This is a genomic window from Acetobacter sp. ESL1128 (assembly GCF_058505085.1).
Genome location: NZ_CP196370.1, coordinates 38,475 through 60,266, shown reverse-complemented (window position 1 = coordinate 60,266; position 21,792 = coordinate 38,475). Strand labels below are relative to the sequence as shown.

General features: G+C 49.5%; 17 protein-coding genes and 5 pseudogenes. 11 read left to right on the top strand and 11 right to left on the bottom strand.

The genetic code is table 11. From position 1 onward, the window contains the following. Positions 1-155: 155 nt before the first annotated feature. Both ACSYTG_RS13290 and ACSYTG_RS13285 read right to left on the bottom strand, forming a co-directional pair. A complete protein-coding gene (locus ACSYTG_RS13290; RefSeq protein WP_231098548.1) occupies positions 156-557 on the bottom strand; it encodes a type II toxin-antitoxin system VapC family toxin in 402 nt (133 codons plus the stop codon). Next, the gene (locus tag ACSYTG_RS13285; RefSeq protein ID WP_415421194.1) at positions 554-808 is read right to left on the bottom strand and encodes an antitoxin; all 255 of its coding nucleotides are present in this window, start codon (positions 806-808) and stop codon (positions 554-556) included. Before ACSYTG_RS13285 ends, ACSYTG_RS13290 begins: the two co-directional genes overlap by 4 nt. 440 nt (positions 809-1,248) lie before the next feature. Between ACSYTG_RS13285 and ACSYTG_RS13280 the strand changes: the two genes are divergently transcribed. From ACSYTG_RS13280 to ACSYTG_RS13270, 3 genes and pseudogenes are all read left to right on the top strand, one after another. After that, a complete protein-coding gene (locus tag ACSYTG_RS13280; protein ID WP_489784062.1) occupies positions 1,249-1,746 on the top strand; it encodes a DNA/RNA non-specific endonuclease in 498 nt (165 codons plus the stop codon). Positions 1,747-1,749: 3 nt separating this feature from the next. Then, positions 1,750-1,995 (top strand): hypothetical protein, encoded by a 246-nt coding sequence (locus tag ACSYTG_RS13275; RefSeq protein WP_489784061.1) that lies wholly within the window; start codon positions 1,750-1,752, stop codon positions 1,993-1,995. Between the two features lie 25 nt (positions 1,996-2,020). Further along, positions 2,021-2,287 (top strand): annotated as a pseudogene (locus tag ACSYTG_RS13270) (HU family DNA-binding protein); the annotation flags it as partial. Positions 2,288-2,563: 276 nt separating this feature from the next. On the opposite strand, the gene ACSYTG_RS13265 reads toward ACSYTG_RS13270, so the two are convergent. Beyond that, complete coding sequence (locus ACSYTG_RS13265) at positions 2,564-2,710, bottom strand: hypothetical protein (RefSeq protein ID WP_489784060.1); 147 nt, start codon at positions 2,708-2,710, stop codon at positions 2,564-2,566. Between the two features lie 366 nt (positions 2,711-3,076). On the opposite strand from ACSYTG_RS13265, the pseudogene ACSYTG_RS13260 reads away from it, so the two are divergent. After that, a pseudogene (locus ACSYTG_RS13260) lies at positions 3,077-5,719 on the top strand (Tn3 family transposase); the annotation flags it as partial. Between the two features lie 107 nt (positions 5,720-5,826). On the opposite strand, the gene ACSYTG_RS13255 reads toward ACSYTG_RS13260, so the two are convergent. The 4 genes from ACSYTG_RS13255 to ACSYTG_RS13240 form a co-directional block, all read right to left on the bottom strand. Next, complete coding sequence (locus ACSYTG_RS13255) at positions 5,827-6,123, bottom strand: hypothetical protein (protein ID WP_415666144.1); 297 nt, start codon at positions 6,121-6,123, stop codon at positions 5,827-5,829. A gap of 205 nt (positions 6,124-6,328) precedes the next feature. Beyond that, the gene (locus ACSYTG_RS13250) at positions 6,329-8,089 is read right to left on the bottom strand and encodes a putative bifunctional diguanylate cyclase/phosphodiesterase (RefSeq protein ID WP_415666145.1); all 1,761 of its coding nucleotides are present in this window, start codon (positions 8,087-8,089) and stop codon (positions 6,329-6,331) included. A gap of 8 nt (positions 8,090-8,097) precedes the next feature. After that, a complete protein-coding gene (locus ACSYTG_RS13245) occupies positions 8,098-9,624 on the bottom strand; it encodes a methyl-accepting chemotaxis protein (protein WP_415666146.1) in 1,527 nt (508 codons plus the stop codon). A gap of 197 nt (positions 9,625-9,821) precedes the next feature. Then, positions 9,822-10,289, bottom strand: a complete 468-nt coding sequence (locus ACSYTG_RS13240) for a MarR family winged helix-turn-helix transcriptional regulator (RefSeq protein ID WP_415666147.1) — start codon at positions 10,287-10,289, stop codon at positions 9,822-9,824. 868 nt (positions 10,290-11,157) lie between these two features. On the opposite strand from ACSYTG_RS13240, the gene ACSYTG_RS13235 reads away from it, so the two are divergent. From ACSYTG_RS13235 to ACSYTG_RS13215, 5 genes are read left to right on the top strand one after another with little or no spacing between them, the layout of a single operon-like run. Beyond that, complete coding sequence (locus tag ACSYTG_RS13235; RefSeq protein WP_165926527.1) at positions 11,158-12,045, top strand: decaprenyl-phosphate phosphoribosyltransferase; 888 nt, start codon at positions 11,158-11,160, stop codon at positions 12,043-12,045. Beyond that, positions 12,033-13,010 carry a lysylphosphatidylglycerol synthase transmembrane domain-containing protein gene (locus ACSYTG_RS13230; protein WP_253531392.1) on the top strand — a complete coding sequence of 326 codons (978 nt, stop codon included), beginning with the start codon at positions 12,033-12,035 and terminating at the stop codon, positions 13,008-13,010. The genes ACSYTG_RS13235 and ACSYTG_RS13230 overlap by 13 nt, the downstream gene beginning before the upstream one ends. Further along, positions 13,007-14,314 (top strand): FAD-binding oxidoreductase, encoded by a 1,308-nt coding sequence (locus ACSYTG_RS13225; RefSeq protein ID WP_253531394.1) that lies wholly within the window; start codon positions 13,007-13,009, stop codon positions 14,312-14,314. Before ACSYTG_RS13230 ends, ACSYTG_RS13225 begins: the two co-directional genes overlap by 4 nt. Positions 14,315-14,320: 6 nt before the next feature. Continuing rightward, a complete protein-coding gene (locus ACSYTG_RS13220; RefSeq protein ID WP_086647307.1) occupies positions 14,321-15,067 on the top strand; it encodes an SDR family oxidoreductase in 747 nt (248 codons plus the stop codon). Further along, the gene (locus ACSYTG_RS13215; RefSeq protein ID WP_489784059.1) at positions 15,064-15,681 is read left to right on the top strand and encodes an HAD-IB family hydrolase; all 618 of its coding nucleotides are present in this window, start codon (positions 15,064-15,066) and stop codon (positions 15,679-15,681) included. The genes ACSYTG_RS13220 and ACSYTG_RS13215 overlap by 4 nt, the downstream gene beginning before the upstream one ends. A 135-nt stretch (positions 15,682-15,816) precedes the next feature. On the opposite strand, the pseudogene ACSYTG_RS13210 reads toward ACSYTG_RS13215, so the two are convergent. Both ACSYTG_RS13210 and ACSYTG_RS13205 read right to left on the bottom strand, forming a co-directional pair. Then, positions 15,817-16,548: pseudogene (locus ACSYTG_RS13210) on the bottom strand (transposase); the annotation flags it as partial. A 186-nt stretch (positions 16,549-16,734) separates the two neighbouring features. Then, positions 16,735-17,697 (bottom strand): GNAT family N-acetyltransferase, encoded by a 963-nt coding sequence (locus ACSYTG_RS13205; RefSeq protein WP_489784058.1) that lies wholly within the window; start codon positions 17,695-17,697, stop codon positions 16,735-16,737. Positions 17,698-17,984: 287 nt separating this feature from the next. On the opposite strand from ACSYTG_RS13205, the pseudogene ACSYTG_RS13200 reads away from it, so the two are divergent. Beyond that, a pseudogene (locus tag ACSYTG_RS13200) lies at positions 17,985-19,024 on the top strand (transposase). 145 nt (positions 19,025-19,169) lie between these two features. Continuing rightward, positions 19,170-19,637 (top strand): annotated as a pseudogene (locus tag ACSYTG_RS13195) (integrase core domain-containing protein); the annotation flags it as partial. Between the two features lie 39 nt (positions 19,638-19,676). Here the strand turns inward: ACSYTG_RS13195 and ACSYTG_RS13190 are convergent. After that, complete coding sequence (locus ACSYTG_RS13190) at positions 19,677-20,690, bottom strand: glycosyltransferase family 87 protein (RefSeq protein WP_489784065.1); 1,014 nt, start codon at positions 20,688-20,690, stop codon at positions 19,677-19,679. A gap of 333 nt (positions 20,691-21,023) precedes the next feature. Beyond that, positions 21,024-21,791, bottom strand: coding sequence for a peptidoglycan-binding domain-containing protein (locus ACSYTG_RS13185; RefSeq protein WP_253531365.1), 768 nt, complete (start codon positions 21,789-21,791; stop codon positions 21,024-21,026). Position 21,792 lies beyond the last annotated feature (1 nt).

Genomic DNA, 21,792 nt, shown 5'->3' with positions numbered 1-21,792 from the left:
CACATCGTAGGACTGTCCGCGTCAGTACAGCGGCTATATCGCCCAGAGCCGGAGCGGCTTCTTTCCGAGCACCTGAAGACGGATATCCAGTCGCTCGCCTTGTGGCAAAACCGCCCCTTTGCTCGTCTGCCATGACCGTAGAACGCTGCCGCTCGTTACGAGCCACGGAAATTCCGCACATCCAATCCCCTGACGGCTGTAAAAGCCTGATCACTGGTAATCAGTGTCAGGCTACAGGTCAGGGCGTGAGCTGCGATCATCATATCAAGTGCGCCCAGAGACAGGCCCTGCCGTTCCTGACTGGCGCGTAACCGGCCATAACGGTGTGCAGTTTCTGAGTCCCAAGGTAACACTTCCAGACGGTCCATAACGATCTGGGTCAAACGGTGCAGGCGCGTAGCGTCAGGGCGCCGGGCCAGCCCGTAAGCAACTTCCCCAGCGGTCACAGATGACACACAACACTGGCGGGGATCAAGGCGCTCAACATGCTGCAGAACGATCTCGTCTCCCCGCACTATGTCGCTGACCGTGTTGGTATCGAACATCCACAGAGTCACGATTCAAATCCGGAAAAAGGATCACGTTTCTGTTCATCCTGCTCCCGGCCTGCCGGAAACAACTCTGCGCCCCGGCTATGCCGGATAGCCGAGAATGCCTCGTTCCAATCTGTGGGTCGGGCTGAGAGGATGACATCTCCCGTTTGTGGATCACGCCGGATGCTGACTTCGGCCGTATTGAACCGATAGGCAGCGGGAAGGCGAACCGCCTGGCTGCGACCGGTCATGAAAATTTTGGCAGTCTCTGACATGGCGTACCTCCCAAGATAGTATATATCGCGATAGATACCATTTTACTGCAAATAGATGCAAGGGCAGCTGGGAAAAGTCATTACGATTTACCTTAAATGGCCAATAACTTCAAAAATGACTGTTTTTCCGTTTCTGCCCCCTCCCCCGTTTTTATGTCCGATAAGTTCTCTTAGCGTTTCTCCCCCCTTGTAGACCAGTGGGCCACCGCGAATATCGGCTATTGAGCTTTCACTTAAGCCCGTTAACGGCCGGTTTACGCGCTGAGAGGACAGGGTCTACAGATCTGAAGTCGATAGTTGGCATCTCCTACTCTAATTTGTCGAGGGTAGGGGCACCTAGCTCCTCTCTCCGCAATTTACAATGCTTCCGCGGCGGTCTTCCGGCTTCGCTTCGCTCCGCCTTTCAGACCGCCGCGGAAGCATTGTATTGAATGAGAAGTATGAAATTAAAACGGGTATTTCACATGAGTCCATCTGGGGGCGCGGCGACTATTCAGGCACAGGAACAGACGTTTACATTGGCAAATGTCGTGCCGCAGACGGCCGCCCTCAGCGAAGGGATATGGACAGGTGTGGAGATGGCGCACACAGGTCCCGCATTCCATGACAGTACACGCGGGATTGGACATGATGTTCTGGTGCCCAGTTCAACATGGAAAGCTGTCTATGATCCGGTCAGTGCTGGGGCAGGGGTTTATGTCTGCAAAAATAATGATACGCTAACCTGTACCATAGTCAGTGTCGCGGCGTTAATTCATGCGGTTGGTATTGATCCGTTCTCTTCCTTACCCGCAGATATGAAGGCGCGCGCCATGGGCCTGCCCGAACCTGAAAGTAGTCCTTACCGAGCGCGGGAGAGTCAGTCTTATCAGAACAGGCTCGAGAGACAGGGAATACGTCTTGGCCTACATGCGCTGAAGCAGATAATGGAGGATTAAACCATGTCGTTTATCCCTTTCCACGATCAGGGGAAAAGTATCACTTTTGGTGGACTCACACTGGAGAATGAGAGTGCGAGGATTGCATTATATGGTCAACTGGACATCCGGCAGGATCAGGAAAGTCTTAACAACCTTCTTGCTCTTAAAGAACAGATAGATAGCATTATTACCACCCTGTCTGGAAAACACTTGCCATCTCATGTTGCTTCTGATGAGGTAACTCATGCGATGAAAAATCCATTTTGATTATTCACCAGGAATAGAAATTATAATGAGCAAAGCATTTATCGCAGCCGTTCTTCAGGATAGCATTGGATGTACCGGTGTGAAGGCCAATATAGCCGCGAATGAGCTGATCGAAGCCATCGTGTCGCAGATCAAAGAAGAAGGGTTTTTCACACTTCCCAGTTTTGGGACGTTTAAAAAAGCTACAGCCAAAGGTGGTCAGCGCCTGAATCCGCGAACCGGAGCAAAGGTGATGGTGGAGGATTATGCCACTGTGCGCTTCAAGGCGTCACCTGTTCTGCGCAAACTGGTTGAAGCTCCCGCCAGTAGCCGCCAGCCAGTAGCCAGAAAAACAGTGAAAGTCGCCGCGCCAATTGAAAAACTGGCACGTCAGCCGAAGGTGAGTAAAACGCTTGTGGCGACTGCTCAGGAGCCCCAGCAGAAATCCGCAAAAAAAATCAAACCTGCTGTTGTTGAAGCTGAACTTCAGCCAGCAGCTCCGCCACGCAAAAAACCGGGGCCAAAACCCGGTTCAAAACGCGTTACGAAAACAAAAGCGCATCCTGCGCAATAACCCTGTAACCGCGTTTTAGTTTTTTCTGGGCCAGATGTGCCAGGGCGTTAGTCGCAGCACCTTCTCTCCATACTGGTCCAGGCGTAAATGAGCGCCTGTTCCGTTCCTGCCCCAGTGGCGCATTAAGAATGCGCTTCCAATAAAGTCAGGCTGAATGCTCATGGCATAATATCGCCATTCATTCTTTTCTGCGCAGAAGCGTTGCAAGTACAGGCTTACAGGGAAAAGTGCGAACTGCATCCCAGTCGGGCGTACCCACTTTGTTGTTCTATAGAGATGTGTCTCATTGATTTCTGTTTCAATGCAAGACTAAGAGTGTCTGGCACAAACCATGTCATTGCGGCGAAGATCTCCGCTGCCTGTTGGGGGCGTCACATAAAAGGGGCACAGATATACGCTAAGGCTTGAAGGCGTCGGAAAACACCTGTTTGCCGCGCAAGACCGCAAATGACCTGCTCTGCGATAAAGCCGTTGGTCGCGACCGTGACCCTAAGTGTCAGGTTTCGTTTTAACCACGTTTTCAGACCGTTCCGCCAATTGAGCCGTCCGATCCAGGCTGAACTGCAGGCCTGGCTCCTGCCGATCGCCCTCACCATGACCGGCGGAATCGATCTGGCGCGGATCTTGATGGAGGAATTCCGGAGACGGCGGATAATCGTGCCCGGCATCACATCCCTGGAACCTATGGTGAGCAAGGCCCTGCTCGATGCCGAGCGGAAAGTGGGCGACTTGCTGACGGGCCATCTGACCTCGGCACAATGCGGCCTGCTGGATTCGCTGTTGCTGCAGTACGATGAAGGCCGGATCAGCACTCTTGCGTGGATTCGCCAACCGCCCGGCAGGCCTGGGCGCCGTTCCTTCGCGGCGATTCTTGAGCGGTTGTCCGTAATCCGCGCAATTGGCCTGGCCCCTGAAGTCGTGGCCCCGGTCCATCCCGAGCGGCTGCGCCTTCTCAACCAGCAGGGCGTCCGGCTTACCGCGCAACATCTTTCCGTCCTGAACCCGATCCGTCGTCGGGCTGTTCTGGTCGCCACCGTCATCGAAATGCAGGTGGCCCTGACCGACGATGCCGTGGTAATGTTCGAACGACTGATCGGACAGATGTTCCGGCGCGCCGAACGCCGGGAAGAGGCGGCGTTGAAACGCGACAAGCGCACCATCAACGGCAAAATCCGCCTGCTGGCCCGCCTCGGAACCGCGATCATCGACGCAAGGGCAAACGGCTCGGATCCTTTCGGCGCCATTGCAGAGATAATCGGGTGGGATGACCTCGGCTCCGAAATCGCGGAGGCTAGGCAACTTGTGCGTCCCGATCCGCTCGATCCTGTCGAGCTTGCGCGATCCAACCTTCCGATCCTCCGTCAGATCGGTCCGGCCTTTGTCGCCAGCTTCACCTTCGGCGCAGTTCCTGCCTGCTCGGGCCTTGCTCGTGACATCGCTACGATGCGCGATCTGGGCAGTGGGCGGCTGCGCAAATTGCCCGTGGGTGTCCCGCTCGGCTTCGTGCGCCCCGCCTGGCGTCGGCGGATCGACCGAGCCGGTCTTGACCGTCGCATCTTCGAATTCTGTGTTCTTACCGAATTGCGAGACCGGCTGCGCGCCGGCGACATGTGGGTCGAGGGCAGCCGGCGATATAGAGCGGTTGAGCAGCAGCTTATTTCCGCGCCTGTGTTCGCTGCCATGCGGGCGGCGGGGCCACTGCCCATCCCGGTCGCCGAAACCGCCGCGACTTGGCTAGCGGAACGCAAGGCCCTGCTCACCCAGAGACTGGCCGAGGTCGATGCAAAGGCAGCGGCCGATGCACTCGAAGATGTACGTCTCTCGGGCGGCAAGCTGCGGATATCGCCGCTTCGGGCCGTCACGCCAGACGAAGCTGAAATGGCCCTTGCGCCCTTGTATAGCCATCTGCCGACTATCCGCATTACTGACCTGTTGGCGGAGGTTGACCGCTGGACCGGTTTTTCGAAATGCTTCACCCATCTCACAACCGGCCGAATGCACGATGATCCCCGTGCCGTCCTGACCGCAGTGCTTGCCGATGCCACCAATCTTGGGCACGCCCGCATGGCCGAGGCCTGCGATCTGGTGAGCCAGCGCCAACTCGGTTGGCTTGCAGCCTGGCATTTGCGCGAAGATAGCTACGGCGCTGCCTTGGCGATGTTGGTCGATGCCCAGCATCGCCTGCCACTTTCAAACGCGTTCGGCGCCGGCAATGCGTCGAGTTCCGATGGCCAAAATTTTCCGCTCGATCGCCGCGCCCAGGCGACCGGTGCCGTCAATCCGCACAAGGGCAGCGAACCATCAGTTTCCTTCTACACCCATGTTTCGGATCGCTATGCGCCATTTCACGCCAAGGTGATTTCCGCCGGCGCGAGTGAGGCTGCGCACGTCCTTGACGGCCTGTTGCATCACGGTGCCGAACTGGCGATCGAACGTCATCACACCGACGGCGGCGGCGTGTCCGATCACGTTTTCGCGCTGTGCCATCTGCTGGGCTTTCAGTTCGCACCGCGGATTCCGAACATCGCCGCGCGGCGGCTCCATCTCTTTCGTGATGCGCGGCCCGGTCCGGCCATCGCCCCGCTGGCCGCGCAAGCCATCGATGAGCAGCTTATTGCCAGTCACTGGGAAGATATTGTCCGCCTTGCGACGTCGATCCGGACCGGCGTCACGAGTGCGTCCACGATGCTCGAGCGCCTCGGCTCCTATCCGCGCGCCAACGGTCTGGCCCTGGCGCTGCGCGAGGTCGGTCGGGTCGAACGGACGCTTTTCACCCTCGATTGGATCGAAAAGCCGGAAGAACGGCGCCGCGCCACACGTGAGCTGAACAAGGGCGAGGCGCAGAACGCCCTCAAGCGGGCGATCTTCTTTCACCGCACCGGCCGGATTCGCGACCATGGGATTCAGGCCCAGGGACACCGGGCAAGCGCCCTCAATCTGGTCGCCGGAGCCATTGTCCTGTGGAACACGACCTACATGGAGGCGGTACTGCGCCATCTGGAGCGACATGGGAAACAAATCCCGCCCGACTTGCTCCAGCACTTGTCGCCGCTGGGTTGGCAGCACATCAATCTTACGGGCGACTACCTCTGGACGGACGCCAGCACAACGGGCGGAACGCTGCGGCCGCTGCGCCAAAAGATCGGCGTTTCCGATGCCCAAAATGCTTAGCGTATATCTGTGCCCGTTTTATGTGACGTCCCCCTGTTGAGGCTCTTCGCATGCTGGGCTTCCCCTTTGCGCAAGCAGAGGGGAAGCGACAGAGTGCCTCGATGCTCTCAGGTATCAGGTTGAGTGTTCAGCTGTATCCTGCGCACGATGGTTTTTCTGGGGTTTAGGTCTTCCGCCGCTTTTGGTTGGACCTCTATCACGGCTTTGAGCATGCGTTTGAAAGCAGCGAGGACCGAGATGTCGCTTTGCCGGTTAATATGGTGTGCCATCTCCTCAAGGAACCGGGTGCCTTTTTCCCATCGCGTCCCCAGAATGATGAGATGACCGCACATGGCTAACTCCAGACAGGAGACAAATTCTTTTTCATCACGCAGACGGATCAGGACATAAATATCCGCGTTCATTTTCTGAGCAAGAGAAAGAATGAAATTCTAGCGCATGATGAGAGTGCCAGCCTCTCTTGTCAGAGAGTCTGTTTCTATCTGCTGCTGCCAGATATCCTTAATTGTCGATAGAGTGTTTTTCCTGGTTTGTGATGGTATAGACGGCGATTTTCGGTAAAATATATCACCGTCTAATAATATAATTGTTCTACATTCTGAATTTTATTTAATTCTTATCATGATTGTGTTTGTTTTTGTGTTTTTTATGTGACATGTGATCAAATTTATTAAAAACGTCTGGTATTATTTTTAATACTGAAGCAAGATTTACGACAGGATATGCTTTGCTGAAAAGCCAACCTTGTAGAGAATCACATTGCATACTAAGAAGAGTTTTGGCTTGTTGAATAGTCTCTACGCCTTCAGCAGTAACAGTCTTACCTAATCCATGAGCAATATCAATGATACCGTGAACGATGACCTGATCATCAGTTGAGGTTTCAATATTAGAAACAAAACGTTGGTCAATTTTTAATCGATCAATCGGGAACTCACGCAGGTGAGTTAAAGACGCGTATCCTGTGCCAAAATCATCCAATGCTATTTCTACACCCATGGTATGTAATTGTCGTAATCTCTGTTCAATTCGTTTTTGCTCCTGGCCCAACAGTATACTTTCTGTCACTTCGACGCAAAAACGCTCAGGACCAATTCCTGTTTCGACACAACTACGGGAAAAGAGATCAATAAAAGCATCAGAACGAAAATCTGCATCAGTCAGATTAATGCCAACTCTACTAAATTGAATACCATGATCAAGCATAATCGACATGTCCTCGAATATGCTTTCCAGCATGTAAATTCCAAAGACAGCACATGTGGCCGGATCAGTAAAAACAGTATGAAAAGAACCGGGATTTAAAAGGCCGAGTGTTGGATGATCCCATCTTACGAGAGCTTCGAACGACACGTTATGGAGGGAGGAAGGATATAATATTGGCTGGTAGAAAAATTTCACTTCTTTATTTTTTAAAGCAAGATTGAAGTCTGATAAAATTTGAGATTTGTTCTTGATTACATCCATCGTTTGATTGTTGAATACTTTAAATCTATTGCGTCCCAACTCTTTGGCACGGTAAAGTGCTATATCTGCTGCCTGAAGTAACGTAGGCCGATTCTGACCATGTTGAGGAAAAATTGCACACCCCATACTTGCTGAACAATAACGAATTATTGAATCAATTTTGATAGGTTCTCTAACTGTTTCAAGAATTTTTTCACAAAATTCTAGATTTTTGATGCTTGTTTTTTTATTTAATATTATACCAAATTCATCACCACCTAATCTGGCAATAAAAACACGATCACTTACAATGCTCTTTAGGCGAGATGCAATTATTTTCAGAAGATAGTCACCTATTTCATGGCCAAAAGAATCATTTATTTCTTTAAACATATCTATATCTAATATGGCAATATGAAATGTTTCTGACTTTTTTCTGCTCTGCTTTATCAACTCTTCAATGTGCTTGCAAAACAATCGCCGGTTAGGCAGGTCTGTAAGGAAATCCGTATTTGCTGTTAACTCAAGATTGCTAATATTTATCTGAAGTTCTTTTTCAAGATCTTTTCTTGTAGAAATATCGAAACGTATTGCTACATAACCATCAACCATGCCAGTTCCTGATTCAGCGAAGTGAGGAACAATTGTGGTATCAACCCAATAGAGGGAGCCATCTTTCTTTCGGTTACATATTTCTCCGTGCCAGATGTGGCCAGCTGAGATTGTACGATACATCTGCAGGAAAAATTCTTTATGATGAATTCCAGAGCGTAATATTCTATGATTAAACCCAATTAATTCCTTTTCACCATAACCACTAATTTCACAAAATTTTTGATTTACAAAGGTTATGGTGCCTTTGCAATCTGTCATTGCTACAATTGCAGAGTTATCCAAAGCATAACGAATAAATTTGTCGTTCATTTCTGAGCTCAATAATCAACATTGTTGACATTAAGAAGTGGATTAGAGGCTATATTTCTTGCATTAGAATCCATTTTGAATATTGAAACGTCACGAGATAGTTCATTTGACATCATGACTAATTTTTGTGCTGTAGCGGCACTTTCTTCAGCTATGGCAGCATTTTTTAATGTTGTTTGTTCCAAGCTTCTAATCGCGACTTTCACTTCGTTCAACCCGGCAGATTGTGATTGGGATTCAGTTGCAATTTTGGTAATAACTTCGTTGATTTCGATGACCTGGCTTGTGATACGTTCCAAAGCTTCTCTGGCGTTATGTACCTGTGTGGCACCAGAGATGACATCAGCAGCAGCTTTTGTGATTAACGCGGCTATTTCCTTGCTGGCGTTTGCAGAACGCTCAGCTAGTGCGCGAATCTCACTTGCGACGACTGCAAAACCACGCCCGAACTCACCGGCTCTTGCCGCTTCAACACCAGCATTGAGTGACAAAATATTTGTCTGCATGGAAATTTTATTGATTAAACCAATAATATTTGAGATTTCTTGTGAGGATTGTTCCATCCTACTAATCGCTTCTATTGCATCAGTCGCGACCTGACTAGCTTGCTCTGCTTCTGATTGTGCTAATCCAGCCATATGTCGGGCTTTCGTAGTCTCTTTAGCTGTCTCAGAAGCGCTTAGTGCAATTTGCGTCACTGCTGCTGACATTTCCTCTTGCGCAGCGGCCTGTTGTTCTGTTGCTAAAGAGAGATTATCTGCCCCGTGATGAATGCTTTCAGCATTTGTCATAACATCTTTTGTGGACAGTGATATTCTACCCATACTCTGTGCAAGCTGTTCTGCTGAAGCATTGAAATGTTGTTTTAATACCTCAGAGCGTTCTGGCAGGATTTCTGTTACGCGATAGTTGAGGTCTCCATCTGCCAAAGAAGTCAAAGCCTCATTAATTGCTGTGATAACTTTGTGATCTTCTTGCGTTCGTCGTTCCTGTTCTGCACGCAACTCGGATCTCTCCGTTTCCATTGCATCCAGGTAATATGAGACTGTTAGATCGATTTCTGTTAGAACAGCCTTGCATAGGCTTGTTACTTTCTCGGCCAAACGCTTCCGCCCGGATGCCTGTGAAAATAACCCGATACGATCTTTACCGTCTTCTATAATGGAGTGAATGAGGCGTTCAAGAATGATTGTGTATCCGCCGATGTACCAACGGGGGGTTAAGCCAATATGTGCATGAACTTCTCCTATCCGACGCACTTGCTTTACGTAAGAGCTATCAAAGCGGGCGTCCAGAAGTGCTTGCCAATGAGAAGATTGCGCCTTTTTTGCTTGATTAATTTTCGATTCAGAAGAAAAAAAACGATTAACCTCAGGAGTTTTCCGAATTCTCCCATATAGAGCATCGAGGGCTTCAGGCAATGCGTTGATGAGAATTTCACGAAGGCCCTGTATAGTCTGAAAATCACCTTCATCCATTCCGATGAAATCGTGACGATTCTGGATGCTCTCTGCACTGTGATTATCTCTTCCCATTTTTCACTTCTCTTTTATTTTCAGGAGTTGTTTTCATCTTAGGTGGGAAATGTTAATTTTTACCTAACTATACATTTTCCATCTTTAGATGGTTGGAGTAAGTCCCTGTTCCCCCTTATTCCTAATTCATATTATGGGATCTTGTTTATGGTCGATAATTAGACGTTGTCGGAAAACATTTAGATTTTACGGTAAAATTAAGTCTCTCGTAGTTTTGTGGCCAGCGTCTCTACAAGAGACTGGGCGTCTTGTCTGAAGCTGATAAGAAACTCAAGATTGACTTCTAGTTTGGTTACGAGTTGTTCGGGAATGGTGCATGCGCGTTCACGCAACTCGATACCCATGACAGTGAGAGTGATCATTACTTTGCGCTCGTCACTACGGCTTCTTTTTCTAACGATGAAACCCAGTTTTTCCATGCGTTTGAGCAGTGGGGACATTGTGGCTACATCAAGATAAAGACAAGTCTGCAGATCTCCCACGGTCACTTCGGTGCTTTGTCTTTCGGCTTCCCAGAGCACCATCATGACTAGGTATTTAGTATAAGTGAGACCTAAGGGTTGCAGCAGTGGCTGATAGAGTTTCTGCAGCATGTTGGTAGCTGCGTATAATGGAAAACAAACCTGTTGATCGAGCGCAAGCCATGTGTCTTTGCTCTGCGTCATGATCTAATAAGCGTCATTGGCGCTTGTTTGATATTGGCACTGCAATTTATGACTCCCAGTTTGTCGGCCTTGTCGTGCCTGCTGGGCGGATCAAATGGCTTGGCGCAAACGGGCTTCATTAGTCTTTCTTTATCTAAATCAATGCCTAATCGGATATATATCAATTAGCAATTATATTGCAAGCAATGTGCTATCTTGCTCACGTTAAGTTTCTTGACGCCAGTTTCATGCCCTCGAGTGCCGGGAAATTGCTATTCATAGAATTAAGCTGTTTGATGGGATCCGGCTCTTCGAATGGCGGGGTAGGGGAACTCGGCGTTTCCTCACCCCCCCTGTTGAACTGCCCCAGTTTTGCCGGAGAGTGATTTGTTCCGCGCTCAGGCTGCGATATCAAGTCTGCCCTAATCTGCGTAGAAGGTCTGTTCGATTTCGGCGGATAAGTGCCAGAACTCGTGCTCGAATACTTTTCCGGCTGCGGTGATTGAACGGTTGGCCGTGTGCTCCATGTGCTAGACTGTCAGCTTCCTGATGATGCGGCGTGAGACCGAAACATTTGAAGCCGGGATAGTCGTCCTTGTTCCGCACAACAGCTCGGGCAACACGCCAATCCGGTGCAATTCCTCAGCAATAATCCCATATCCGGCGTCCTATAAACCGCACTACTGTGGTGCTGGACAATTAGCGTCTAAGTCGGCAGGGAAGACATTTCTATTCTGGTTAATACGGATAATTTAGTCGGTCTCTCAGAGATGGATTGCATAATATATCTTATGCCAACAAAAATGGAGAGTTTCTTACGCTCAGCAGTCTTGACTTGCGGATCAATATCGGCTTCTTAACAAGCAGTCATTTACAATTAGATATACCAATGAAAATCCTATACGTTGCGCGCCTATGCCGACCACATCAATATATAAAAAACTTTTTTGTTTTTGCTGGTCCCTTATTCTACAATATCCGGGAATACGATCTTCTTCAAAAAGATTTTCTGGCGTTCATCGCTTTTTCGGCGATGGCGAGTTCAATATATATTTTTAATGACATAATTGATGTAAATTCTGATAGGAAACACCCAGTAAAGTGTAGTAGGCCAATAGCATGCGGGAAAGTATCCGTAAGGGAAGCTATTGCTCTGAATATTATCCTTACCGCATTTGCATTGTTTTTAGGCTTTGTTATCAGTCTTTGGGCTTTGGCATTTTTAGTTCTCTATATGATTATTAATATTGGATACTCGCTGCGTTGGAAACATGTTCCCGTCATTGATGTGTTCTTGATTTCTTCAGGATTCATGCTGCGCATCTTGATCGGTACGGTAGGGCTAGGTATTCATGCCACATCGTGGATACTGCTCTGTGGCCTCATGCTGACTCTTTTCCTTGGGTTTGCGAAGCGGCGAGCTGAACTGTTGGCACTTGAAAACAGCGACGATCTCAACCCCGCTTCCATCCGTCGCGTGCTGGATGACTATTCTCCTGAAATGATTGAGCAGTTTACGGCTATCAGTGCCGCCTGCACCATCATTTGCTATAGCTTGTATACTGTCTCACCTGAAACCGTGGCACGGCATCACACGACAAATCTGATCTATACGGTTCCCTTCGTGGTTTATGGCATTTTCCGCTATCTTTTTCTCCTGCATCGGGGGACTGGCGGCAATGATACCGCGCGTGACATGCTGCGCGATCCGCACCTACTGATAACTGGGTTGCTCTGGCTTATGGTCACGATAGGTGTCATTGCATGGCCAGTATAAAAATTCCATCTCGGCAGGCGCTCAGTCGCGGCATTGTCCTATCCGGTGTGCTGGCAGCGGTCGGGTATCTGGGGTTTTCCCTCTGGGCAGGCTGGAGTGAGGTCCTTCATGCCCTCGGTATGGTCGGTGCGGGGGGTGTTGTTCTGGCCGTTGCCCTGTCGCTGATCAATTACGGACTACGCTTCGTACGCTGGCAGATCTACCTATCTAGGTTGGGCCACAGGATGGGGAATGTCGATAGCGCTCTGATTTATTTTTCCGGCTTCGCCCTCACCACCACACCCGGCAAGGCGGGGGAATTGCTGCGTGGCGTCTTCCTTGAAAGACGCGGTATGCCGTTTTCAAGCAGTATTGCAGCTTTACTGAGCGAGCGCCTCTCTGACATGATAGCCATCATAGTGATCGGGCTGCCTGGTCTGTCGCTATATCCCCCCGCCCGCCCCGTAGCAGTTCTCTGTCTTGTCATGATCTTCATTTTCGGGTTTGTCGTGCTGTACGGGCGCATACTGGAAACTATCACGACATGGATTTCTGCCAGCCGGTCCAAAACCGTCAGGGCGCTACGGCATCTGCTTGATATGTTAATTGCGACTAGGAAGTGCTATACGACCGATGTTATCTTGATGATGCTGCCCCTTTCGCTCGCGGCATGGTCAGCCGAGGCTTTTGCCTTTCATCTCGTACTCGAGCGCATGGGGGCGGATGTCGGGTTGTGGACGTCAATGTCCATATATGCGTTGGGCATGCTGGTCGGCGGCATAAGCTTCATGCCCGGGGGGCTCGGTAGCACGGAAGCGGTCATGACGGCGCTGCTGGTGATAACAGGCGTCTCTAGTGCAGATTCCGTCGCGGCAACCATCATCATCCGTCTTACAACACTGTGGTTTGCCGTGTTTCTTGGCCTTGTCGTTCTGCTCGTCGGGCGCAGACAACTGATGCTACCAACGCAGCAGCTTGCGTCATGAGAGACGACATCAAATCCTGGAACCGCCTGCCTGCTGTAGGGCATCAGCATGTTCTTGATATACCGGCACGCACTGCTCACCTGCCTTTACCGCCGGGTGCGGAAACCTGCATTCCGTTTGGTAACGGCCGCAGTTATGGTGATGTCTGCCTGAACCCGGATGCGGCCGTAATCCGCACCCGCGCGCTGGACCATATGATTGCCTTCGATCGGGAGCATGGCCGCATTACCTGCGAAGGCGGGGTAATCCTTGCGGATATACTTGAACTGGTTACCCCTCAGGGCTGGTTCCCCCCCGTAACCCCTGGCACGCGTTTTGTAACGGTGGGCGGCTGCGTTGCAAACGATGTGCATGGCAAGAACCACCATGATACCGGGAGTTTCGGCAATCATGTTCGCTCGTTTGAACTCCTGCGTTCCGATGGGCAGCGCCTGACCTGCTCGGCGGAGCAGAATGCGGATTGGTTCGCCGCTACAATTGGTGGGCTGGGTCTGACTGGTCTGATCACCCAGGTTACTTTTGACCTGCTACCTGTTGCCAACCCATTTATGGTGACGCAGGCCTACCGATTTTCGACACTGGATGAGTTCTGGCACCTCAATGCGCGCGCCGAGCGCGAATGGCCCTACACCGTCGCCTGGATAGACTGCACCCGCCAGAGCGGGCGGGGTATCCTGTTTGCGGGACAGCATGCGCCGCCGCAGGCTGAATTGCCCGTATGGAAAAGCCGCCACCGCACTGTGCCGGTGGACCTGCCGTTCTCATGCATCAACAGCCTTTCGCTCAAAGCGTTTAATGAGGTCTATTACCGGCAGAAACTGCCCCGTGACCGGTACGTGGCACACTACGCGCCTTATTTTTACCCTCTGGACGCAATAGAAAACTGGAACCGTATCTACGGCACCAAGGGGTTTTACCAGTATCAGTGTGTTCTGCCACCACACGTCTCGGCCGATGGGGTCGCGGAGCTCATGCGCCAGATTGCACGTTCTGGCATGGGGTCGTTTCTGGCCGTGCTCAAAACTTTCGGTACCCGCCCCGCCATGGGCACCCTTTCCTTCCCGCGCCCCGGAGCCACGCTGGCGCTGGACTTCCCCAATATGGGTGAGAAGACCTTGCAACTGCTGAACCGCCTGGACAGCATTGTTGCATCAGCCGGGGGGGCCTTGTATCCAGCCAAAGACGCCCGCATGTCGGGAGCCATGTTCCGCCGTGGCTTCCCTCAATGGGAAAAAATGCTGCCTTTTATTGACCCTCGATTTTCCTCGGGGTTCTGGCGCCGTGTAAATGAACCTGAGGGATAACCCTGAATGAGCAATATCGTTATATTCGGCGCCACATCGGCTATTGCAACTGCATGCGCGCGGGAGTGGATTGCGGCAGGCCATAATCTTTTTCTGGTTGGTCGCAGTGCGGACAAACTGGAGATCATGCGCACCGACCTGCTGGCCCGGAGCACACAGAGGCAGACAGTCGCCACGGCCACGGCCGACCTTAATGATTTTTCTACGCATGAGGCACTATACGCTCAGGCAGCTCAGGCCCTTGGCGCGCCGGATATTGTGCTGGTCGCACACGGATCCCTCCCTGACCAGAAAGCCTGCGAAGCTTCGGTTGAGCTGACAATGCAGGAAATCCGGACAAATGCGCTCAGCGTTATCTCGCTCACCACGCTGGCAGCCAACCTGTTTGAACCCCGGCGTGAAGGAACAATCGCTGTCATTGGCTCCGTGGCGGGTGATCGCGGGCGGCAGAGCAATTATGTCTATGGGGCAGCCAAAGGCATGGTGGATATTTTTCTGCAAGGGCTGCGCAATCGTATGGCCAAGGCTTCCGTTACGGTGCTGACCATCAAACCCGGCTTTGTTGATACCCCGATGACAGCACATATCCCCACAAAAGGCGCGTTGTGGGCAACACCGGGCCAGATTGGTCAGGGAATTATCCAGGCCGTTAAACGGAAACGGAATGTTGTTTATCTGCCTTGGTTCTGGCGGATTATCATGCTGATAATTAGGTCCATTCCCGAAGCAATCTTCAAAAAGCTTTCCCTGTGACACGTAAGCTGGCTCTGTTTGATTTTGACAGCACACTCACGCGGCATGACTCTCTTATTCCTTTCCTTCGCGCCGTCAGAGGCTATTGGGGTTTAGGCTGGGGCATGACGAAAAGCCTGCCGTGGTTGGCTGGCTACGCCTTGAAATGCATCCCGAATGATACAGCCAAACAACGCCTGCTACGTTATACGCTGGGCGGCCTTCCCCTTGACAGCTTGCGGGCCGCAGGGCGCGCGTTTGCACAGGACAACATTCCCACCATGCTTCGGGCAGATATGATGGCACGCCTGCATGCGCATCAGGCACGGGGGGAAGACTGTATCCTGCTCAGTGCGTCCCTCGACCTCTATCTTGTGCCCTGGGCCCGCGCGGAAGGATTTCATGATGTGCTTTGCTCTTCTTTAGAAGAAGATCAAAAGCACCGGGCAACCGGGCAGTTAAAGGGAAATAACTGTTATGGCACTGAAAAAGTACGGCGCATAAAGGAATATATTGCAAATTCAGGACGCCATTACCAATCCATTACAGCTTATGGCGACTCATCTGGCGATCTTCCACTACTCAAATTCGCAGATCATGGGTATATGGTGAAGAGAACCATCGATCTGCTTTAACCTAGAGGGATCGAAGAACTGTTGGTTGATACGCTTGACTCGTAATTTCAGGCTTTTGGCGATTTGATTGACGGTTCCTAGGGTAGCATTTGATCTGCGTTTTGAGCAGATCGTGGGTTGTCTGTCGCTGGATGGCTACGCGCTCGCGCTGATCCGTTCCGGGAAGAGAAAGCGGCACATGTTATAGACGATATTGGCCAGACCGATCCTTATTGTGGCCCGGGTGATACCGACTGTTCGGACGAACAGCCCGATCTGTGATTTCTGGATATGCCGGGACATAGGCTTGAGATGCGACTTTTTCCTGTGAACCTTTGAGACAAAGCCCTGCTTCTCCATGAAGTCCTCATTGGCTTTTAAGCGATAGGCCGTATCAGCCTAAACGCTTGAGGCCGTATTGGTTTTATCCAGTAGTCCCTCTCTCAATCGCGCGCCATCACTGGCGGTGGCATCCATCGTCTTCCATTTCCGGATGAACCGGAACTTCCGGTCGATGGAGAGGTGGGACTTGTAGCCAAAGAACGCGATGGTGAGAGCGCTGGATGGCATGGCTCCATCACCCTGCCGCTTTGCTTTCATGAACTTCAGCGTCCAGCGTGCATGACGATCTTTGTGCGACAGCTTTGCGGGCCTAGCCTACCAGTCTTCGGGAATACGTCCTGCCCGGAGATCCGCTTTCTCAGCGTTCGTATTGCGCTGCTTTGGAGCAGCCACCAGCGTCGCGTCCAGGATCTGAGCCGACATCGGCAAATACCCGGTGTGGTGCAGGATCACGTCAAATCGGTCAAACAGTCTTTCAATCGCACCCACCTGTGCCAGACGCTCGTTGATCAGGTATGCCGTCCGCTCGTCTGACAAATTGTTCAGAGGCAGAGGGGTTTCCGAACCATCCAGCTGCAAGTTCTTCAATCCGTCCAGATAATGGATGAAGGATTCTGACTGAAATCTTAACCTCTAAATCCATAATGGCTGAGCGCTCAATGAACTTATCATCAAGAGAGTTTCAAAAGACACATATTGCGAGTGGGAACAAGCTCTTGTCCACATCACGCGTTAACTGACAGTACGACCTAAAATCTTATTTTTAAAAATTTTCAGCGTGCCATTCGCAGATCTTTCCCATTGCCGCAGTATCGATGTGCCTAAAACTTGCGGACGGACAATAGGGGGAAGTCCAAAGCTGGCAATCATTTTTGCAGATTTTGCGGAGGCAAAACTGTCAAAATCGAATGTAAGACCTTTGTTATGGGCATATTCCATACTTTGCCAGATCAGGAGCATGTTAGAGCCGGCAATAGTGGCTCCACGATCTCTGGCTGATTGCCAGAAGTACAGGTTGTTCTGGTCCCAGATTAACACGACAGCCGCAATCAACTGATTATGCTCATCCCACGCGCTCATGACACAGGCTTGTTCTCTCTGACAGCATGCGTCAAAAATTTTTTTCATGCGCGCAAAATCGTGGCTATTTTGGGCGCGAGGCTTATCAATGAGAGAGATACGAATAAAATCGTCCAAATTAGTATTACAGACGACAGAGAGTTTTTTATCTGCTGTTCTAATCAGATTGCGTGTTTTTTGATCGCAATTATCCCATACGTCTTTAAGAGGGATATCCAATGGAACACGAAATGTGAAAGCCTGACCAATTGTGAACTTGCATAAAGAAAAAGCAAATGCAGTTTCATCTTCCGGATCAAGACTTATAAGCAGGCTATCGTAAGGTGGTATTTTTTTTACTAATTCGGCAATGGTATTGCGAATATTCTGCGCGCGGCGAAATGGCTTGGATGGGGGCAAAAATAAGCGTGGTCCAAGGGTTCGTGTGTATGGCGGGCGTGTTATTATTTTCATACCAAAATGATTTTTCATAAAGATAGCTAGGCTACCAATAACAAAACCATCTTTTTTGACTTCAATCAGATCGTAATTCCCATCTGTTGCAGCATTAAGCCACCAATCTTGATGAAAAATTGAAAAAATATTTTGTTCATTTAATTGTTTATTATTACTCATTGCATTCAATCACTCCTCCAAAATTGAGCGTTTCCAGTTTAATTCCATGAACGTACTGCATTTTCCTAGAATATAGTGATCTTCCTCCACCGGCTGGGCGGTTTCGTTTATTAGCGGATTAAGCGCATCGCCGCCAGATCCAGATTGAGATGAAGGGGCGCGCAACCAGAATCCGAATCGCTGTTTATGAAACCAGTAGGTAATATCGTGACGAACTGGAGACCAGCAAAAACCGGTAGTGTTTGGACGGCTATGGTGATTCATTGAAGTTACGCGATCACGGAGGCCTGCTATGGAATCCCCAGTCCCTGTTCAATTTGAGCGATCACCTTGATGCATTGGGTAAAGAGGGGTATCCGCTCGTGGTTTTGCAGGAGATGGTGGATTTCGAGTATTTCCGGACGTGGCTGGTCGAAGGGCTGGGCTATGGCTATAGTAGTAAAGGCGACCGCCCACCATTCGATCCGGTGATAATGTTCAAAGCCCTGATCCTGCAGGCGCAGCATAATCTGTCAGACGCCCGGATGGAGTTCATGATCCGCGATCGGCTGAGTTGGCTGCGATTTCTGGGGTTGTCGCTCGGGGATCGAACGCCGGACGAGAACACGATCCGGCATTTTCGCAATCGCCTGACCGAGACGGGAACGCTCAGGCGGGTGATGAAGACCTTTGACTGGCAACTCCAGAAGAAAGGCTACATTCCAATGTCCGGGCAGATCGTGGACGCCTCGCGGGTGCCTACTCCAAGACAGCAGAACACCGAGGGCGAACGCGAAGCGGTCAAATCAGGGAAGAGCGCCAGCGACATTTGGCCGGACGATCCGAACAACGCAGCACAGAAGGATACCGACGCTCACTGGAAACTCAAGGTCGGCGGAAAATCCGGTATCGGGCAGATGGGACGCCGCTCCCCATGATCGCCCTGCCGGCCTTCAGCTACAAATCCCACATCCGCATCGACCGACGCTTCGGCTTCAGCGGCGGACGGGCGTCTTCTCCGGCAGGTCGTCAGCACGAACAATACCAGTTCCGAGGTCTGGGCAGACAGTGCCTATCGATCCAGGAGCAACGAGAAGTGGCTGTCGGACCAGATGCTCACGTTCTGTATTCATCGGCGCAAACCCATGGGCAAGCCCGCGCAGGCCAATGCCGCCAAATCCTTGATCCGTGCGCGTGCTGAGCAGGTCTTCACGCAGCAGAAAAACCGGGTCAACTGTTCATCCGCACCATCGGCTTCGCCCGCGCTGAGGCGAAACTGACCCTTTGCAACTTGGCCTACAACTTCAATCGGCTGATCTTCCACGAGCGTCTAGAAACTGCAGGCTGACACTGTCTGCAAGTCGACAAACCCGGCGGAATCAACGCCGGGTATCGTGGAAATCGGTCCGAGTGATACCCCCGGTGCGCCCCGTAACCTCGACGTCATCAAGCCAGACCGCTTCGCCAGAAATTACCCGGTTTTTGCGGGTCTCCAGCTGTATCTCCGTGTTGTCATTGACCGGACAAACAAATTCGCTGTCACACAACCGGTCGGGAAAGCCGACCGAAGAGCGGCTTGGGAATCCCCTCGAACATCTTCTGACCGACAATGGGATCCAGTTCTCCGACCAGTCTGGCAATCGTAATACGGACCTAGTCGCGTCTCATGCGCTTCGACATAATCTGTGAAGCGCACGAGATCGAACATCTCCTGATAAAACCCACTTACCCCATGGACGAACGGCCTTGTTGAGCGGATGAACCGGACGATCAAGGAAGCAACCGTCAAACGCTTCCATTACGACGGTCTTGAGCAACTGAGGACACATCTTAACGACTTTATGGCAGCCAACAACTGCGGGCGAAGGCTCAAGACGCTGAGTGACCCCACACCTTACGAATATGTCTGCAAAATATGGACTTCAGAGCAAAAACGATTCATTTTCAATCCAACCCGTTAAACTTGGGCTACCTCCATGTGTTTTTAAGACGAAATATTTTTATCGCTTCATTAGCGGTAGACGGGGTAAATTCAGTGGTGCCCTGAATAGAGGGAACCGACAGCCGATCAGAGCGATTATTGTTAGAATGGCTGAATATAACTCAGCATATAATATAGTGTGTTTATGGATTATCGGATGCCAATAATTAACGCTAACCACACATGTATTTGATATAAATACAATAAAGCAAATAGTGTAATTAACAAACCCACCTTTATTTAATATGACAAGAATAGCCGGAAAAACAATAATATAATAATGTGACCATGCAATAGGACTAAATACAGTTATAGAAATTAAAGATGCCAGTTCAGTGGTCCCGTCTTTCCAGATTCGTCCCATGTATCCAAAAAACGATAAAAATACAACCATTAGGAGAGTGGAAAGCATTTTTATATCACTGTTTATTTCGAATATTTTCCAATTTAACAGCTCTTTGTTGTATTCAGTAGAGTAGGATGCCCATGCGGAAAATGACTGGTTATTAATGGCATGTAAAAGAACATGCGACACACGGGACATGGAATTAATAAAATCGAAAAATATATTCATTCCAACGCATAAAATTGTCAAAATGATTATAAAAATTGACCATACAAAGAACCAAAAGACAGACTTTAACTTACCTCTAAAAATCCAGTAAATAATAATAAAAGCAGGTGTTATTTTAACAGATGCCGCGTACGATAGTAATCCGCCCGCACAAAAATCCCGTCTTTTTTGATTGTAAGAAAAAGCTAATAGGGATAATGCCATAAAGATACTGTGTGTCTGAACTAATTTAAGGGCATATATCAAAGGTTCCGTAAAAAGCATGCACCCGAGTGCACAAAGCATTAACCTAGGGGACAAAAATTGCGGGGCCCACAATAAAGCTGTTATTTCCATCATGATAGAAATCGAAAAAAGCGACAGAAAAAGAAAAATAATCTTGAACCAGAAAAAATTAATACTGGCACAAATAGGTTGTAAACTGTAACCCCACAGAGGAGTTTGAACATAAGGATGCATTGTGCCGAGGAAATGAGCAGTCCTAGCTGTCTTTTCCCATATATCACTTTTTATTATATGAAATAATACTGGATCATAATCATAAAGATGGGAAATCTCCTTATATTCAAACAATTTACATGCTATATATGAAGAAGAAAGATCATCACCAGAAGCGTGGCGGTAGAAAATCGTACCAAAAATTATAAAAATCCCATAAACAATATATCTTTTGTATCTTTGTTCCATAACATAAACCTTAACCATTAAATTTTAATACTTTGTTGTTTCTCATTCCGTATATGATATCAAAAATCTATAATATGGATTAAATAGATTTTTGATAATTACACATTACTCCGAAATTATTCGTAAAATCATATCATATGTTGAGTCGTCAATCTGACCAGTCTCCTTGAGACCATATTTCTTTTGAATTTTGAAAATAGTCTCTTTCATATGATTGTTGACCTCTCCGTTCGTAGGAACATTGTAACCAAGCTGATGTAAGCGCACTTGTATTAATGTCATCTCGGATTTATCGATAATATCCTGAGCCGAAAAAATACAATGATTCTTCGTATAAATTATAGTTTGCGCTAATCCAGAAAGAGAAAAGCGCCATGCTCTACCCGTTTGCGGCAGAAAAACAGTGAGTATGTTGGAATTCCGTATCGACTGCACAGTCATAGACGCTCGCATTCCGAATATTCCAATTGCATCACGCCCGGTCATTGGCATAGCTATCTCTCGTTGCGGCGCACCATTATCGGATGTGATGAAAACAGACATCGGTTCATTAAACTGCTGCCTGGTGCCATCGAAAATTACCGAGATTGAGGGAGTCTTATTGATACAATTCACACCAAGAAGAGCATGCTTTTTTGCATCACTATCGGGCAAGGATGGGGTTGCTGCTATAGCGTAAGAATTTTTTCGAGAGCCAGCAACATCTACGGTCCATGCATCAAACTGTGTCTTGCCAAAAAGCCGCTTGACGATGCGTTGGGCAAGCGGATTATTGATCTGAAAGTCGGATATGCCCTGCGCCCGGATCGTATGACCAATGTTGAACGCACCGATAGTAACAACACATGCTAGCACTCTGAAGAAAGGCTTCATG